The 16,282-nt window shown below is 58.6% G+C and carries 19 protein-coding genes and 1 pseudogene; 8 read left to right on the top strand and 12 right to left on the bottom strand.

Going from position 1 to position 16,282, the window contains the following annotated elements; genetic code table 11:
* The 4 genes from AC1D2G_RS34050 to AC1D2G_RS34035 form a co-directional block, all read left to right on the top strand.
* A partial coding sequence (locus AC1D2G_RS34050; protein ID WP_477419558.1) for a potassium channel family protein occupies nucleotides 1-274 on the top strand: 274 nt, incomplete at its 5' end.
* Between the two features lie 763 nt (nucleotides 275-1,037).
* Nucleotides 1,038-1,415, top strand: a complete 378-nt coding sequence (locus AC1D2G_RS34045) for a VOC family protein (RefSeq protein WP_477419557.1) — start codon at nucleotides 1,038-1,040, stop codon at nucleotides 1,413-1,415.
* Between the two features lie 232 nt (nucleotides 1,416-1,647).
* Nucleotides 1,648-2,289 carry a DUF47 domain-containing protein gene (locus tag AC1D2G_RS34040; RefSeq protein WP_477419555.1) on the top strand — a complete coding sequence of 214 codons (642 nt, stop codon included), beginning with the start codon at nucleotides 1,648-1,650 and terminating at the stop codon, nucleotides 2,287-2,289.
* Complete coding sequence (locus AC1D2G_RS34035; RefSeq protein ID WP_477419553.1) at nucleotides 2,289-3,293, top strand: inorganic phosphate transporter; 1,005 nt, start codon at nucleotides 2,289-2,291, stop codon at nucleotides 3,291-3,293. Before AC1D2G_RS34040 ends, AC1D2G_RS34035 begins: the two co-directional genes overlap by 1 nt.
* Before the next feature lie 249 nt (nucleotides 3,294-3,542).
* Here AC1D2G_RS34035 and AC1D2G_RS34030 read toward each other — a convergent pair whose 3' ends face one another.
* The 3 genes from AC1D2G_RS34030 to AC1D2G_RS34020 form a co-directional block, all read right to left on the bottom strand.
* Nucleotides 3,543-4,544: a sensor histidine kinase gene (locus AC1D2G_RS34030; RefSeq protein ID WP_477226501.1), complete on the bottom strand. Its 1,002-nt coding sequence runs from the start codon at nucleotides 4,542-4,544 to the stop codon at nucleotides 3,543-3,545.
* 97 nt (nucleotides 4,545-4,641) lie between these two features.
* Nucleotides 4,642-4,863, bottom strand: coding sequence for a DUF768 domain-containing protein (locus tag AC1D2G_RS34025; protein WP_477226500.1), 222 nt, complete (start codon nucleotides 4,861-4,863; stop codon nucleotides 4,642-4,644).
* Between the two features lie 24 nt (nucleotides 4,864-4,887).
* Nucleotides 4,888-5,085, bottom strand: a complete 198-nt coding sequence (locus AC1D2G_RS34020) for an ATP-dependent DNA ligase (RefSeq protein WP_477226499.1) — start codon at nucleotides 5,083-5,085, stop codon at nucleotides 4,888-4,890.
* A 395-nt stretch (nucleotides 5,086-5,480) separates the two neighbouring features.
* On the opposite strand from AC1D2G_RS34020, the gene AC1D2G_RS34015 reads away from it, so the two are divergent.
* The 3 genes from AC1D2G_RS34015 to AC1D2G_RS34005 all read left to right on the top strand — a co-directional run bounded on the left by AC1D2G_RS34015 (nucleotide 5,481) and on the right by AC1D2G_RS34005 (nucleotide 8,836).
* Complete coding sequence (locus AC1D2G_RS34015; RefSeq protein WP_477226498.1) at nucleotides 5,481-5,669, top strand: DUF3606 domain-containing protein; 189 nt, start codon at nucleotides 5,481-5,483, stop codon at nucleotides 5,667-5,669.
* A gap of 9 nt (nucleotides 5,670-5,678) precedes the next feature.
* The gene (locus AC1D2G_RS34010; RefSeq protein ID WP_477419551.1) at nucleotides 5,679-6,446 is read left to right on the top strand and encodes a membrane-anchored protein; all 768 of its coding nucleotides are present in this window, start codon (nucleotides 5,679-5,681) and stop codon (nucleotides 6,444-6,446) included.
* A 1,019-nt stretch (nucleotides 6,447-7,465) separates the two neighbouring features.
* The gene (locus AC1D2G_RS34005) at nucleotides 7,466-8,836 is read left to right on the top strand and encodes a glycosyl hydrolase (RefSeq protein ID WP_477419549.1); all 1,371 of its coding nucleotides are present in this window, start codon (nucleotides 7,466-7,468) and stop codon (nucleotides 8,834-8,836) included.
* A gap of 218 nt (nucleotides 8,837-9,054) precedes the next feature.
* Here AC1D2G_RS34005 and AC1D2G_RS34000 read toward each other — a convergent pair whose 3' ends face one another.
* From AC1D2G_RS34000 to AC1D2G_RS33975, 6 genes are all read right to left on the bottom strand, one after another.
* Nucleotides 9,055-9,945 (bottom strand): SDR family NAD(P)-dependent oxidoreductase, encoded by an 891-nt coding sequence (locus tag AC1D2G_RS34000; protein WP_477419547.1) that lies wholly within the window; start codon nucleotides 9,943-9,945, stop codon nucleotides 9,055-9,057.
* Nucleotides 9,942-10,721 (bottom strand): hypothetical protein, encoded by a 780-nt coding sequence (locus tag AC1D2G_RS33995; protein ID WP_477308463.1) that lies wholly within the window; start codon nucleotides 10,719-10,721, stop codon nucleotides 9,942-9,944. The genes AC1D2G_RS34000 and AC1D2G_RS33995 overlap by 4 nt, the downstream gene beginning before the upstream one ends.
* Nucleotides 10,722-10,732: 11 nt before the next feature.
* A complete protein-coding gene (locus tag AC1D2G_RS33990; protein WP_477419562.1) occupies nucleotides 10,733-11,320 on the bottom strand; it encodes a protein-S-isoprenylcysteine O-methyltransferase in 588 nt (195 codons plus the stop codon).
* A gap of 200 nt (nucleotides 11,321-11,520) precedes the next feature.
* Nucleotides 11,521-12,093: a hypothetical protein gene (locus tag AC1D2G_RS33985; RefSeq protein ID WP_477226493.1), complete on the bottom strand. Its 573-nt coding sequence runs from the start codon at nucleotides 12,091-12,093 to the stop codon at nucleotides 11,521-11,523.
* A 138-nt stretch (nucleotides 12,094-12,231) separates the two neighbouring features.
* Nucleotides 12,232-12,372 (bottom strand): ABC transporter, encoded by a 141-nt coding sequence (locus AC1D2G_RS33980; protein WP_477226492.1) that lies wholly within the window; start codon nucleotides 12,370-12,372, stop codon nucleotides 12,232-12,234.
* Nucleotides 12,373-12,576: 204 nt separating this feature from the next.
* Nucleotides 12,577-13,173, bottom strand: coding sequence for a L,D-transpeptidase (locus AC1D2G_RS33975; RefSeq protein ID WP_477226491.1), 597 nt, complete (start codon nucleotides 13,171-13,173; stop codon nucleotides 12,577-12,579).
* Between the two features lie 366 nt (nucleotides 13,174-13,539).
* Here AC1D2G_RS33975 and AC1D2G_RS33970 point away from each other — a divergent pair, with 366 nt between their 5' ends.
* Nucleotides 13,540-14,292 carry an SDR family NAD(P)-dependent oxidoreductase gene (locus AC1D2G_RS33970; protein WP_477419560.1) on the top strand — a complete coding sequence of 251 codons (753 nt, stop codon included), beginning with the start codon at nucleotides 13,540-13,542 and terminating at the stop codon, nucleotides 14,290-14,292.
* Between the two features lie 1,088 nt (nucleotides 14,293-15,380).
* Here AC1D2G_RS33970 and AC1D2G_RS33965 read toward each other — a convergent pair.
* From AC1D2G_RS33965 to AC1D2G_RS33955, 3 genes and pseudogenes are all read right to left on the bottom strand, one after another.
* Nucleotides 15,381-15,626 (bottom strand): hypothetical protein, encoded by a 246-nt coding sequence (locus AC1D2G_RS33965; RefSeq protein WP_477226490.1) that lies wholly within the window; start codon nucleotides 15,624-15,626, stop codon nucleotides 15,381-15,383.
* Nucleotides 15,627-15,646: 20 nt separating this feature from the next.
* Nucleotides 15,647-15,856 carry a hypothetical protein gene (locus AC1D2G_RS33960; protein ID WP_477419545.1) on the bottom strand — a complete coding sequence of 70 codons (210 nt, stop codon included), beginning with the start codon at nucleotides 15,854-15,856 and terminating at the stop codon, nucleotides 15,647-15,649.
* 83 nt (nucleotides 15,857-15,939) lie between these two features.
* Nucleotides 15,940-16,282 (bottom strand): annotated as a pseudogene (locus AC1D2G_RS33955) (hypothetical protein); the annotation flags it as partial.

Below are 16,282 nucleotides of genomic sequence, written 5' to 3'. Positions count from 1 at the left end.
GGTCTGGCCCATCCTGTCGGGGATTCTCCTGGTCATGGTTGGGTCCGGGCTTATGATCTGGCGCATAGAGAGTTGGCGGATCGACGAGGCCCTCTACTTCACCTTCGTGACAGGGCTCACTATCGGCTATGGCGACTTTACGCCCAAACATGTTTCGGCGCGGTTGCTGTCATTGGTGATCGGTTTCGCAGGGATTGTGCTGACTGGGCTCGTTGCGGCTGTCAGCGTGCAGGCTCTGAGGGTGACGGACCGCGATAGCTCAGGATCGGATTAGCCCAGCCATACCTCAAAACCATGCCCTTGAGGTGGCGCGAGGYTCAGGCTGCGTGCTTCTCATAAGACAATAACGTGCCCTCTTTGCGCACTTATGTATGGCTCATGTGTTGACTTTGGGCGGCCGGCGGCCAGTTAGTGTGGGTGCAAGCGAGCGGCGCGATCAAGTGTAGCCCACAGCCGAACTAGAGGTGGATTTCTAGTCTGAAGCTTTGGGTTCGCTCGCCTGTCCAAACAAGACCACAACTATGCCATCTCTTGCTAGGTCCGGCTTGCACCAGCTCCGGACATCGCCAAGCCACTACTCGGACGTCGAGTTTTGGGCCGAGAACGGACCGACTGCCATAGGCGAGCTTTGTGCAGAAAGCTGCCATTTTCATCGTGAGCAAAATCAGCTTCTGCTCCCTCGATCGGGAAAACGGCAGCTAGCGAAGCGGAAGCGACAGCAGTGATGCTCTCGTCTAGGTCGGATTGTCGATGCGAACACCTGTGCTATCCGGATCGCACCAATACGCGACCGAACCTGCCCAAATCGCCGATGACATTGTCACCAGCCTCACTCAGGTGCCGGTTAACAGCCACTTGTCCGGTAGACCCGCAAGCCGCGCCTCCACAGTTCACAACGATCCATGTCCAGCGGAACACGAGGGCCACCCACGTACTTCTTCGGCTGGCATCCAGACAGTCTGCCTCTGCCTCGGCTCCACCGACAGGGAAACCTTTGAGCGAGTTGACAGTTGTAGCTACAAGACAGAGGAGGTTGAATGGCATCCGTTCGGTACATCGTTGCGGACGTTGACGAGGCGGTCGCGTTCTATCGAGACAATCTCGATTTCAAGATCGACATGCACAATCCGGGCAAGTTCGCCGCGCTGCTGCGCGACGACCTGACGCTGTATCTCAGCGCGCCAGGTGCGGGGAGCGGTGGTCAGGCGGGCGGCGATCCGAATCCGGGCGGGTGGAACCGATTTATGATCATTACGAACGAGGTCGATGTCCTCATTGAGCGGTTACGCCGGGCTGATGCGAGATTCCGCGGCGAAATCAGCGACGGCGGTGCCGGGCGCGCCATATTGCTCGAAGATCCATCGGGCAACGTCATCGAGCTATTCGAGTTCAAGAAGGACGAAAGCCTGAGGTAAAGCTGGTGGCGGACGGTTTGTCTGGTCAATGGTTATGCCGCGTTCCGCCACCGACGGCAGATTCCTGCTGCTTTGACCAAAAGCTATTTACTCTAGTCGCTCCMGAAACCAATTTGCGCCATTAGCAAATCTCRATATGTCTGGCGCAATGGCGTTTCGGGGGCGTTTGCAGGTCGCTCGATCTATCCCGAAGGGTTCAATGCCCCGATCCCRTGGACCGCGGAGAGAAGCGATGTTGGGCTGGTTCCGAAAGCTGCTGCCGCGSGAAGATCGCTTCTTCGACCTGTTCGAACGGCATTCCCGCACCGTGGTCAGCGGCGCCGAGGCGTTGGAGCAGCTTCTTCAGGGCAACGACATCGATCGCTGGTGCCAGAAGATCGTCGATCTCGAGGACGAAGCCGATCATATAACCGCCGAAGTTCTGCTCGCGGTGCGACGCTCCTTCATCACTCCCTTCGATCGCGGCGACATCAAGGATCTCATCCAGTCGATGGATGACGCCATCGATATGATGCACAAGACCGTCAAGACGGTGAARCTGTTCGAGAAAAAGGAATTCGACCCGCTGATGCAGGAGATGGGCGGCGTCATTGTCGACGCCGCCAAGCTGGTTGCGGAAGCGATCCCGCTGCTCAGCAAGGTCGGCGCCCACACCACGCGCCTCAACRCTATTGCCGAAGAGGTCATGCGTGCCGAAGGYCGGGCGGATGACCTTCACGAGCAGGGTCTGAAGGAACTGTTCAGGAAACACGGCCGCGGGGACGCGATGGCCTATCTGATCGGCAGYGAGATCTACGGCCAGCTGGAGAAGGTGGTCGACCGCTTCGAAGACGTTGCCAACGAGATCAGCGGCATCGTCATCGAGAACGTGTAGTGGAAGCCACAATCGCCTTTCCCGTGTTGGTCGGCCTTGTCGCCGTCGCGCTRTTCTTCGATTTTCTCAACGGCCTACATGACGCCGCCAACTCCATCGCCACCATCGTCTCGACGCGCGTGCTGCGGCCGCATTATGCGGTGTTCTGGGCAGCTTTCTTCAACTTCATCGCCTTTATGTTTTTCGGCCTCCACGTCGCCGAAACGGTGGGAAAAGGCATCATCGACGTCAGCATCGTCACGCCGGCGRTGATCTTCTCGGCCCTCGTCGGCGCCATCGTCTGGAACATCGTCACCTGGATAGTCGGCATTCCTTCCAGCAGCTCGCATGCGCTGATCGGCGGACTGGTCGGCGCCGGCGTTGCCAAGGCAGGCGTCGGCGCCATCGTCTGGACGGGGCTTGGCAAGACCGTCGCCGCGATCGTTCTGTCGCCAGCGGCCGGTTTTGTCCTTGCCCTTCTTCTGGTCCTTGTGGTTTCCTGGCTGTTCGTGCGGCAGACTCCTTTCGCCGTCGACAGCACCTTCCGCGTCCTGCAGTTCTTCTCCGCCTCGCTCTACTCGCTCGGWCACGGCGGCAATGATGCGCAAAAGACCATGGGCATCATCGCCGTGCTGCTCTTCTCACAGSGCATGCTCGGCGGAACCTTCTACGTGCCACTCTGGGTGGTCCTCACCTGCCAGTCGGCGCTGGCGCTCGGCACATTGTTCGGCGGCTGGCGCATCGTCCACACCATGGGCTCCAAGATCACCCGACTGAACCCGATGCAGGGTTTTTGCGCCGAAACCGGYGGTGCGATCACGCTTTTCGCCGCCACATGGCTCGGTGTTCCCGTGTCGACCACGCACACGATCACCGGCGCCATCATCGGCGTCGGCGCTGCCCGCCGCGTTTCCGCGGTGCGCTGGGGCATTGCCGGCAACATCGTCGTTGCCTGGGTCGTCACGTTGCCGGCCACGGCCGCTATTTCGGCGATGTGTTACGTTGCGGTTGGGCTGGCATTGTAAATGGATTGGAACTAGCTATCCGCCAAGCTGCTCTGAACGCCAGCAGCGCGCCGTAGAGCATCAGCTTTCGGCGCCTACGGCGACGCACGCTCATACGAGAAGCGCGCATTCTAACCCGAAAGCCCTAGTAGAAATCGCTATCACGCATGGGGATCATCGCCGCCACCATGCTGGCGCCATCTGGCGCTGCGAAACGGCATGGCAGCCTGCTCCTCATGGGCAGGTGACGATGGCCAATCCGCCGTCGCCTTAGATTGATAATCGGTCCTTATCCATCCGTAGAGTGATGATCGCGCCTTCGTCCGACCAATTGTGATGGACCGAACCATTGAGCTGAGAGGTTATGCTGCGCCGAAGAAGCTTGCTCCCGAAACCGCCAAGCTCTGCGGGCGATACGACGGGCGGCCCGCCCCTCTCAGTCCACACAACTGTCACGTCAGTTTCGTCGACAGTGCTGGAAACGTCGAGCGTTCCGGTCGCGGCAGATAATGCACCGTACTTCATCGAGTTAGTCGCAAGTTCATGGATGATCATTGCCAACGTGGTGGCGCCAGCTTCCCCAACCGACATTCGCGGCACAGACACCCGCACGCGGCCGCTAAAAGCGCCCATATCGTCGTACGGTGCCAGCAGGATCGTCAGGAGATCCCCAAGCAGGGCGCCATTTTCATTACGTCCCGGCACAGGGCGCACCAGATCGTGAGCTCTGCCCAACGCCGAGAGCCTACTGGTTAGTTCGTGCGCCATCTCCTCCGTTGACTTGGCTGAGCGCGATGTAATCGTGGTGAGCGCGGTCGCGATACTCAACAGGTTCTTGACCCTATGGCTCATTTCTCCCGCAAGCAGTTCGTTGGCCTCTTCGGCTTGCTTGCGACCGGTGACGTCGAGAAAGACTCCAAACATCGTTCGGCCCTCGATGTCGGCATCATCTCCCTGGCCTCGAGCCGAAATCCATCGCACATCGTCTCCGACCATAATCCGAAAGTCGATCTCGTATGCGCCAACTATCGCGCGCGTTGCAGCAAACGCTGCACGAACCCTGTCCCGATCCGCAGGATGAATTTTTGCAGAGAGATCTTCGAAAATCACGAACGGACCGAACGGCAGATCCCAAAGACCATAGCCGTGCTGGTCCATAGTGAAATGATCTGTGTCAACGTTCCAAGACCACAGCGCGACACCCGCCGCGTCGATGGCAAGCCGGAGGTGTCTAGCATCCCATTTTATGAGTGGACGGGCATCAGTGGGCAATAGCGAGCGGTTCCTTCGCCTGTGTTTATAGCATGTATCGCGGCTCAAGACTCCGTCAATTCGCATAGCCGCCGGATGACGCGCGGCGCTATGAGGCTCATTCCGGCAAGCCAGCGTCGTAGTGGACGATGGCATCGAGGATCGTTCGATAGAGGCTGACTACTTCTTCGTCGATCTCCTCCCGCTTGATCCCCACCGATTTCGCATCGGCAAACAGCTTGTGCGTTAGCTCGTCAATGGAGATGGCATCGGCGTTCGTCGTCTCAGGGACGTTGTTGGCAATCCACCGATCTAGGAAGTTGATTCCGCGTGTGCTCACCGATCCATAAGCTCGTGCTCGGGTTCAGTTGATAGCGCTTTCGACACCAAGCGCGGCGCCGGCCGCTGCGAGGTCACGATATTTCGACGTCCAGTCGAGACCGCGCCGGGTGTAGATCCGCGTGCCGTCGTCGTCGATGATCAACTGCGACCGGTAGCCGTCGAACTTAACCTCGTGAATCCATCCCTCGCCTTCGGGTGGCTTCTCCACCAGAGTTGGCATCAAGGGGGGATGAACTTCAAACGCATGAACTGTCTCGCAAAGCCGCGATTAAATTAGCATGCGCTGAAATGGTTCCGGAACATTGTAGGCGAATTCAAAGTTTCACGCCGATGACGAAGTTATCTGACCTTGGGCCGCCGATCGTCGGCCGACGCCATGGCGATCAGCCAAATGATGATGGTGACCATTTTTATGCCTGCCCGACCTGCGACCAGTGCGTCGACCGACGCGATTTGAGGCAAGTCATCTGGCAAAATCAGTCTGAACACGAACCGCTAGAGATGGACGCCTGCACGAGCTGAAATGGTTCCGGAGCGGCAAATGGATTTCGGCTGCAACAAACTCGCCGGCTGCACGTTTCCGGCATCATCAACCGCCAATAGAGAGGAACCGAAATGGCCGACGATAAGACTAAGCGCGATTTCCGTGATCGTGACCGAGTGGCGGGCAGTGAGGACTACGAGGTCGAGTACTTCGCCAAGAAGGCAGGCATTACAGTCCAGCAGGCAAAGGAACTGAGAGCTAACCACGGCAACGATCGGGCGACACTGGAACCGGAAGCCAAAGCACTCGGCAAGCGGTGACGACTTCCGATGAGCTACTCCAAGATCAGACGAACGATCAAGGAAGCACTCGTCTACAGGTTTTCCCGCCCCAAGCCCCCGCGTCATCCGACCCGGTTCATCGGGCCAGTGCTCGTCGTCGGCTCCGCCCCTGGATCTAACCTGCCCAAGGGATTCGACGAGAATTTTTCGGTTCTCACCGTCAACGGTTCCCAGTCGGTGGCGAGGAAATGGGGCATCGCCAAACCTGACGCGACCTTTCTCCATTTCAACCAAGTCGACGGCACGAACGACAATGCCGTAGCCGTACGGCGCGTTCTCAACGGCGAAGAGACCGGCATCTTGTATGTGATGCGCTGGCCGTTCGGAGAGCAGCGCCTACGCGATGGCCTCGCGGCATTTAACTATCGCTACGACCAGCTCCGGATGGTTAGCACGTACCAGCGCATTGCCCTGCACGAGGCGGTCATGGGCRCGCGCCACAGCGAGTTGGACAATGCACGGAAGTTTTCGAACGGSATCACCGCTGTGCTCTATGCATTCAACAGCGGCGCGTCGACTGTCGTCATATCGGGCATCAATCCCGGCTCGACCGGCCATGTCTACAACGAGCTCGGCTTGAGGAGGCTTCATAGCGACATGGACAGCTCGATCTTGCTGAAGCTACGCGGCCGTGGCGCCAATCTCTTCACGGCCGATCCTGAAGTCGCGGTATCAACCGGGCTCACGCTGTGGCAGGGCGCCGGCGGCCGATCGGAACCTTTACCGCAACTGTCTCGCAAGCCGCGGTTCAATTAGCATGCGCTAAAATGGTTCCGAGAACAATTTAGGTAAATTGAATGTTTGATAGTGATGACAGACCTGAACGAACTCGGGCCGCCCATTCCCGGCCAGCGCCAAAGTGGCAAACCGGGGCATGAGCGGGAGTATTTCTACCCTTGCCCGATCTGCGGCCAGTCGGTCGATATGCGCGACCTTCGGCCAATCATGTGGCATTCAAGGCCTGGACACAAACCGTTCGATCTCGGGGGCCATGAACGCAAAAGGCCCGCCATGGAGGAAGCCATGACGGGCCCCGAAAGATGCCGAAACAACTTTCGTGCACCCGCGTCACACAGGTGCGTACGCAAAACGAGCCGAAAAACAGACCGTTCCAGCATGCACAAAAAAGCCCGCCACCATCGGCAACGGGCCAAGCGCCTCACGCTTCACAATACAGCGTCGGCTGCCGCTAGTCGGCGCCGCCGAGTTGCTTGGTCATTCTACAGAAATTGTCATGCTCCTTGGCAATGGCCTCGTCGCCACATTCCTTCATCATGCCGGCGGCAAATTGAGCCGTGGCTGTGCCTTACCCGCCCTGCCATGTTCCTGACTGGTGGATTAGTTTGGAGTTCTGATTATGGAAGCGGAAGAAATGCGGGCGATAGCCGACACGCTCATGCGTAAGGCATTTAAAGAGGCTCAGCCGTGTGGCTTAGCCGACGGGGCGGAGTATTCCCTCAAAAGGCGTGACCTCTATATCGGGCAGTCGCGGCCTCCACAACCATCGCTTGATCTAGGGGGGCATCGCGCTGTGCAAGCACCGGCCACATATCAAACGCCGTTGTCAGGCCGGTTGTCGGGGCGACAGCCATTGCTAACTGATCGCACGCCGTCTCGGTCGCTATTTGCCTGTCCTCATACGGTCTGGTCTAGGTTGGCCCCGTGTGATGAAATAGTCTTAGGTTTCCGAGTATGCGGGCGCGAATTGATCGCTCGCCAAGGCGGGCGATGCGCCATGGCGAGTTGTGGGTTAGAGAGGCTTGGAGTCCCCGGCGATGATGATCATTTCTTCCAAAATGCTTCGCTCCCTCGTCGGCGCATGGGTGGCACTGGCTGTGGTGTCCATATCACCTCGCCATTCATTTGCAGCGCCCAAAACGGCCGTTGCGACGAACGACTTTCTCAATAGCATCGGCGTCGTTACCACGTTCCCCGATCGAGGCCAGCCTTTGGCCAGGACTGTCGAAATGGTCCGCTATTGCGGCTTTCGATGGGTAAGGGCGGGAATAGAAGGTCTGAGCGACAAGGGCCCCACAACCATCCAGACCTTTCTGGATCTACATCGCGAAACCGGCGTGCGCCTGAGTTGGGGATTGGTCAGTGGTGGGACTGATGTGAAGAGGTTGGTCGAAACAGGTAAGGTGCTTGCTAAAGCTGGCGCGCTACTCGCGTTCGAGGGCGACAACGAGCCGAACAACTGGGGTGTCACCTATCAGGGCGAGAAAGGCGGCGGTGGGGAGCCTTCATGGATGGCGGTCGCAAAGCTTCAGCGCGATCTTTACCAGGCTGTCAAAAGTGATCCGGTGCTTGCGACGTATCCTGTCTGGTCGATCTCCGAACCCGGCGCGCAGCGAGACAACGTTGGCCTTCAGTTCCTTACGATCCCACCCGGCGCCCAAACCAAGATGCCGGACGGCACGAAGTATGCCGACTACGCCAATGTGCACAACTACATCTATCACTCACATTCGCCGTATCCAGCGGACAACAAGACGTGGCACGCTGCCGATCCATCCGCTGTATCCAAAGTGGACGGGCTATTCGGCAACTTCGGCGTCACGTGGGCGAGAGGGTTTCGAGGTTACACCCAGGAGCAACTCAATACGCTGCCGCGTGTCACTACCGAGACCGGGACCACCATCGGAGGTCCGGTCACGGAGCAAATGCACGGCTTGAATTTGATGAGCTTGTACCTCGCGCAGTATAAGCGCGGCTACGCCTATACATCGGTCTATCTGTTGCGGGACCGTACCGACGAAGACGGCAACCAATCTTTCGGCTTCTACAAGGCTGATTATTCACGCCGCTTGGCCGCGATCTACCTTCACAACCTTACGACGATTTTGGCGGATAAAGGCATCCTCGCCAGACCCGGCCAACTCGACTTCACGATCGCAGACCAACCCGAGACCGTTCACGATCTACTCCTGCAGCACAGCGACGGCACGTTCCAACTTATTGTGTGGTGCGAACGGTTGAGCGGTCAAGATCGTGTGACGGTCCATTTTGGCGAGACGCGCGCGTTGGTAAGAACCTACGATCCAACAATTGGCGTTGAGCCTGTCGGAACACTGAGCAACGTGCGTTCGGTCGAAATTTCGCTCAGTGACCATCCGATTGTCATCGCGCTTTCACCCAGCCTGTAATGATGGAGCCGTCTGCGTGAGGACTGTGTCAGCGGCGGTAGCAGAATTCTGCTCTGGAAGTTCTCCCGGATCTCCTTCGCAATGGCCAAAGCCTTCGCCCTGTCCTTAGTGGTCAGCACCGTGCGCCATGGTTCACCTCGCTGCTGAAGCGTTTGGTCGTTGAGCAGCAACCAAGACAATCAGCGACTACTGGGGCGAGCAGTGGCGTGCTGGTCCGATCAGGGGATAATTCCCCGAGGGCCCCGGCGTAGCCGGAACTGGCGGGTACCGCAGCATTTCTTGAACTTCACACCTGAACCGCAAGGACATGGATCATTGCCGCCGCGTTGCAGCCGGCCGATCAGGGGGAGTATCGCTGCTGAAGGCAGGAGCGCCGCCGCAAGGGCAGCCAACTTGGCCGAGATTCCAGGTACGACGAGGCGACGACCGGATTTGAACCCTCGCCACGCGCGTTCGGCCACATCCTCCGGATCCAGCGTGGGCAAGATACTGAAGAGTGGCGTCTGATAGGCGCCGGACCTTTCGAGAAACTCCGTCGACACCGGCCCTGGTGCTACACATGTGACAGTCACACCGGTTCGGCGCAATTCCTGATGAAGCGCCTCTGAGAAGAAGCGCACGAAACCCTTGCTGGCGAAGTACAAAGCCATATAAGGCCCGGGAACGAACCCGGCCACGGAACTGAGATTGAGCACCCCGCCCCGCCCGCGCGCCACCATTCCCGGCAGAAAATGGAGGGTCAATTCGCTGAGGGAATGTATGTTTAGATCGATGATGCCGAGCTGGCCATCAATAGGGAGCGCCGTCGCCGCGCCCCGTAGGCCATAGCCTGCGCTGTTGACCAGGACATCACAGACCAGGCCGTGTGCGGACAGAAAGTCCTCTAGGCGCGTTGGCGCATCGCCTGCCACGAGATCCAACTCGAGCGTGAATGCCTCGCCACCCCCCTTCCGAACCTCAGCCGCCGCGGCGGCCAAACCCTCGGGCGAGCGGGCAACGAGCACAATCGCACCGCGCTCTCGTGCAGCGACGCTCGCAATCGCCCGGCCAATTCCACCCGAGCCGCCAATTACGACGACGGCTGGCCGGAATTCACGGTGCGAAATCATCTCGCGTTCCTCTGTCTTGAAGGAGCGGCAACACCTAGACCGAGCAGCAACACTTCATCGGCGATAGCGCCGTTCAGAATCTTTTCGAACCTCTCCAGCGCTCGTGCGACGTTCGCTCCATCCATTACCCGGTGATCGTAGTGGATGCGGACATTCACCGATCCATCTTCGCCGATCGGACCGTAGTTCAGAAGCGTGGTCAATGGTGTGAGCGGGTTGAGCGATTCCGCACCGAGGCCTGAATAAACGGACAGTTGGAAGGTACCGAAGTAATTTGCCCTTTGCCGGGCGATGTTCAATCCCAGCCACATAAGCAGCCACCTGAGAGGCGCGGGCGCACGGGCCATGCGCAACGCACGCCGGAACTCCGTGACCTCCAGGATCGGCCGTGACCGAGCTGCGTGGATGGACGCCTCAAGTTCTGTGATAGAGTAGCGCTCAGGGCCCTTGATGCAGCTCAACAGAACGGCCAGCTCGCCCTCATATTCGCGCTCGTGGGCAATCGAGGCTACGCTTACCGGATACTCGTAAAGCTGCGGCCAGGGCAATTTGACATAGGCGCGTCGAAGCTCGGGCGTCTCTCGGGCGAGAAGCGCGTATCCCTTCAGGAAGATCGCGGTCCAGGAGGGCCTGGTCTGCTGCGCCATTCTAGCCCTTACGAGTGGGCCGAGGTTCATCTGACGCTGCACCGCGACCCGTGGCACGCCGATCGAAAACCTCATCAGATCGCCAACAAGGCGCCGGGGCGCCGATAGCTTGAGGGCTCGGCCTCGCATCAAACGGACCTCTAATAAAGATAAGGGACTATTCGCTTGGTCTTTTCCATATAGGCACGGTATTGCGGGCCGAAATTCTCCAGCATCATACGCTCTTCCTTGTCCACTCTCAGCAGGAAAAGGACTGCGAACCCAATCAACCCCGATATGCCCGCAATCCAGTTCGCCAGCAGAAAGGCCTGGGCGAGGCCCATGAGCAGGAACGAGGTATACATCGGGTGGCGGACCAAGGCGTATGGTCCGGCGCAGATGAGTTCATGCCGTTCGCGAATCTCCAGCGTAATCGACCAGTTCCGGCCAAGTTCCTTGTGGGATCTGCGAAAAACCCATAGCGCGGAGCAGAAGATGATTGTGCCGAGAGCCAGGGCCCACGCGCTGGCCGGGTGGTCAGCCGCTGCGGGCATGCCGGTGACAACATAGAAGGCAGGCAGGATTGCGAGGCCAAACAGAGCAGATGCAAGCCCGACGATGTCGGAACGTGAGCGGTACCCAGTTACAATTCGCACGCGCCTCGCCCGGCGCTCGAAGGGATACCGGATCACGTACCAAGCAACGATGCCGATCACCCAAATGACCTCGCCAAGTGAGGCTGCCGCAATGCTCACGTCAGGTCACCGGCGCCCTTTCTGCGATCGCGATTGTAGCAGCTGCCCCTGAGTATGGCCACTTCACCCATCGCCTCGATTTCGTAACCGGCCGACCTTCAGGCGCAGCGATCCTCTCCGATTTGGTCCGCAGACGCGAAAGCCGGAGGGGCAGTACCGAACGCATTCGGTCCCATTCATCCCTCGAATCTTTGCTATGTATTCATCTTCCGAAGCTCGGTTATGAATTGTTGGGGCCGGAGCTGAATGGCGGGAGTCTTATATCCCATGGAATGCGCGATGTCCGCCACGAAGCCGTTGCAGTTCAAGACCGTCGCCTGCCAGACATGCGAGCTCGCCTGCAGCTTGCGGATGTAGGCAACGACTTTGTCGTATTCGGCCCGGGTCAATATGATTTGCCAGCTTGCGGATCTGTATGGTTCTTCCAGATCACCGTCGCTCCACCCGGTTTCGGCTGGCACCGGCACGAAATGGCCCAGAACATAGGGAACCGCACTGTTCGAAGCCGGGTGAAGGCCCGCGACTTGGGGATCAATCATTTTCCCGGCCCGGTCTAGGCGCCCAAAAACTGCGTAGGTGTGGCCGTAGCTTAGGGCGTAGCGGGAGCGGAACTCGATGAAGTACCGCTCGTCCTTTTTTTGAGGCGCAGCTCCGCCATCGGCAGAAGATACGAAATTCGGCTGGGGCGGCAGGTCTTTCGTCTGACATGCCGCTGCCGGGAGGGCCACCAACGCCACAAGCAAGAGACGGCTATTTACAAGCGTCATCGCCGCGTCCATTCCCGAACTTCACAAAGCACAGACCTAATAACAGCCTATGCCCGCCAACCGCGCGGCAGGCTATGAAGCCGGCCAAAGCGTATGTATGGGGAAGGGCTTGGCACCCTTCCCCATACAAGCCGGTCCTTACTTAATCACTGGTTGCTCTACCGGAGCGGGTTCCGGCGGCGGGGCCTTCCCCTTTCCTTTGCCGATCCAGTCGGTCGCGCAGCCGCTCAGGCTGGCAACGGCGAGCACAGCAACCATTGCAATCAATATCCTGCTCATCAAGCAATCCTTTCCCCGAGGGCGGAATAGCCGATACAATCGCCACAAATAACTTGCGACCGCACTAAACTACTCGCGAACTGCATCAAGGCCTAGTGCAGAAATGACACAGATGGCACTCGGTGGCCGGGCGGCACGTTTACGTGACGTGCTGGCAGAATTCACCATCGGCCGGAGATCAGGCGTGCGACGCACCTCAGACTATCAAATAACCACCACCGTCGTGCCCAAAGGGGTACGGTCATAGAGGTCAATGATGTCGTCATTTATCAAACGGATGCACCCGTTCGACACCTCAGTGCCTATCGTCCATGGCTCGTCTGTGCCATGCACCCGGAAGTGGGTGTCGCGCCCGCCTTGATAGAGATAAAGGGCACGCGCACCAAGCGGGTTGTTTGGTCCGCCGGGGACCCCCCCTGCATACTGCACCAAGCGCGGCTTGCGCTTCATCATGCTGGCGGTTGGTGTCCACGACGGCCATTCCGCCTTGCGGCCGACGGTCGCTGTACCCTTGAACGAAAGTCCCTGCTCGCCGACGCCGACGCCGTAGCGCGTCGCCCACCCGTCCCTCTCGACGGCATAGAGGAAGCGTTGCGAAGTATCGACGACGATCATTCCGGGCGGCTCGCTTCCAGAATACCTCACTCGTTGCCGCGTGAAGCGAGGATCCAGGCCACTCCTTGCTGCGAACGCGGATGAAATCGGCTCCGCCGCCTGTCGTAACGCTGACGTACATCCGGAAACCATCAGAGCCAGACTACCCAGCACGAGCCCCCGGCGTGCAATGTGGTTATTGTCCATTTCTACCTGCTAAGAAAATGGTCAGCCTACCGCCGTCGTCTCTAACACTCCAAGGCCCGTCGGCCAAGTCTACGCCTTGCCCGAACTGACCTAGAACAACCGGAACCAGGCGTTGTTGCGTTGCCGACCGGCCACGCTCGCCAGACCGCTTCACTGGTGTGATGCCTAGAAATCCAATCAGACCGGCTGCTTGATGTAAACCTTTCATCCGCGTTAGGCGCCACGCAGGTTGGCTGAGGTCGTCGGGCGCCAGGAGAGTTCACAGGACAGACAGGGACCTTGGCTGCAGAAATCTGCTATGAAAAAGCCTCATGCGACAACCACCTGATTCCATTCGGTTATGAAGCAGTGGGCATAAGGAAAGAGATGAAGCCTGACTTCCAAGATAAGATCGCGATTGTGACCGGCGCAGGCTCCGGAATAGGAGCGGCTGTTTCACGGCAACTCGCGCAAGAAGGAGCCGAGGTTGTTGTTGCCGACCTTGATGCCGAGGCTGCGCACAGCAAAGCCGCCGAAATACGCTCGCAAGGAGGTAGGGCCCACGACTTTGCGGTCGATGTCACTGATGCGGCAGCTGTGGAAAACCTGGTCGATTTCACTGTTGAAAAATGCGGTGGACTGGATATGGCGGTCAACAATGCAGGTATCGATGGCGTTCGAAAAGCAACGGCGGACTATCCCCTCGACAACTGGCACAAGCTGATAAACGTCAATCTAAATGGCATTTTCTACTGCATGAAATACGAGATCGCCGCCATGTTGGATCGGGGCGGAGGCGCTATCGTCAATATGTCTTCCGTTCTCGGTTCCGTCGGATTGCCAACGGCGTCCGCATACACGGCAGCGAAACACGGGGTCGTTGGACTGACCAAGGTTGCGGCGATGGAATATGCGAGATTGGGAATTCGAATCAATGTCGTCGGCCCCGGCTGGATCGAGACACCACTTTCGGAGCAAGTGGAGGCAGCAGCTAACCGGCGCATGGCAGACCTCCAGCCGATGGGCAGGCGCGGGAAACCGGAAGAGGTAGCTGCTCTTGTGTGCTTCCTCTTGTCCGATCAGGCTAGCTTTATTACTGGAAGCTACCATCTGGTGGACGGAGCTTACACCGCCCATTAGCCGCAGTCGCGCCGCAGTTCGTCTCAGCTCTTGAATAGTGGGCGGGCCGCGCCGAGACGGCGTCATGCTATTGCCGCCCGTCGACGATGAGACGCGCATCTGCACGGAGCGAGGCGGAGTTTGGTGAGTCGACCTAAGCGCGGTTCCGGCGAGGCCGGTCGTCATCAACGTATCCGAGGCGCATATCAGTTGCCGTCATGGCGCCGCTCCGTGGCGAAGGTTGGATTCCGGTTCCTTCCTCTACCACTCAAATCTCCCGCAATGTTCTCCGCGGAAACCTGGCAGCCCAGAAAGCCCGCAGAACTGCGGGCTTCTGGTCGGAAAGCTGTGGAGCGTACATCGTAAGAGGTTTGCTCTCTGTCGGCCGGTATTCTCCAAAGCTGGGGACTGCGCCTTTTTACTCCCCAGCTTTCTCACATTGAAAAAGCTAGGTATTTTAGGCTCGAAGCTTGGGATCGTTTGCGGCGAGGCCGCTCGAAGGGCTGGGCGGAGTCTATTGCGAGAGTTCCAACGTCGCGTTGGCCCTGCCGGCCGACTCCCAGGAGATACTCGGCGTCCGGCCCTGGGCGATCGCGCCGGATTTGGCTGAGCGACTCTGGTTGGTCAGCAAAAATCTGACTGGTGTGGCGTTTCGACCAAGCGCATAAGTGCCGCCAAGCCGCAAAGATGTTCACTGGCAAGTACGAGCATCGGCAGATCGAAGTCGCCGGTTCGTGAGACTGTTAGGCGAGCCATGACGGCGTGAGCGTGATTTCGCCCCAGCGAGGTGGCCGACGTTCTGTTCGCATGACCTTCCCTAACACCATGGAGGGCGCGAAGTAGCCGTTCGTCGGCGGAGCAGTGAGCGACTGCTATTCACGCAATCGCAACCTCCGGCAAGATCGCCAGCAAGTCTGCTCTGAGGATGTGCAAAGCCGTTTGGCCTAGGCTATTGGACCGGCAAGGTCCGCCATTCGCTATCCTACGAAAACCTTCGCGAGAAGAGACGCAAAGATCCTGCCTAAAAGCCAGGTTGTTTCATTGCCGCCCTCCGCGGCCTCGCCTCGCTCGGCTTTGCCACGCGACAGGAGAAGACGGGCCATATTCTATTAACCAGCAAGGGGCGGACTTGGTGGGATCATAGCTTCCGGTTTTCTTTCACTGATCGATATGATCCCGTGCTTGAAGAAGACAGTGCTGGTTTCGCTGCCAGGAGCGCCTAATTCTGCCGAAACGACAACGAGCTCGAAGTGTCCGTTTGAACTGAGCTGATCCACAAGGCTTTCCAATGGTGCGTTTTCGCTCTGGCCGAGATGCTGTCTTCCGTCAATTGTGGTCACAATAAAATCTGTCACACTGACCTCCTACCAGCCAATCAGGACAACGAAGTCACAGGCTCGACCGACGGTCCAGACCGTGGCGTTTTGCTCTCTTCGGCTATCACCAACAGCGCTTCAAGGGTCAGCGCAATGCCTGACATCAGCGCGGAAATATCGGTGTTGCCGCCGGGCAGTGCGAGTTCCGCCGCCCTGGTTTGCATGCTGGTGCTGAGTTCCTTCAGTTTCAGGCGCAGGTCGTCGTCCATGACATTCCTCCGTTGGCTGGAGGTCTAACGTATCGACGAAGTGGAAGTTGCCCCCACGCGTCTAATAGGCTGTCTTTCGCCGTTTAGGTCCTTGGTTTCACAAGGACCTTCCTTGGCTTCCCGAAAAGCGCGTGTAGCTTGTCCGCGACCTCAATAACCGCAGAGAAAGCTGCATAGAAAATCGACATGGTGTCGCCTGCAAGGCCGTTACGAGAAGCGTAGTCCTCCAAGGCTTCTCGCGAAACGGTCAAGGTGAACGTGCCGGCATCTTGGTCCCAGACCAGAACCTCTACACCGCCGGCATTTATGTAGGGTTCATTCTTACGCCGATGATCCAGCAGGGTAGCCCCATGTTGCGCCCACAGCTGCTCGCAGTCGTTTGCCCTCAGGCTTGGCGTACCCGTGCCCTCAGGCTTGGCGTACCCG

The sequence above is a fragment of the Mesorhizobium sp. P2_C7 genome, assembly GCF_056404515.1.
This window is presented reverse-complemented; position numbering and strand designations above follow the sequence as displayed.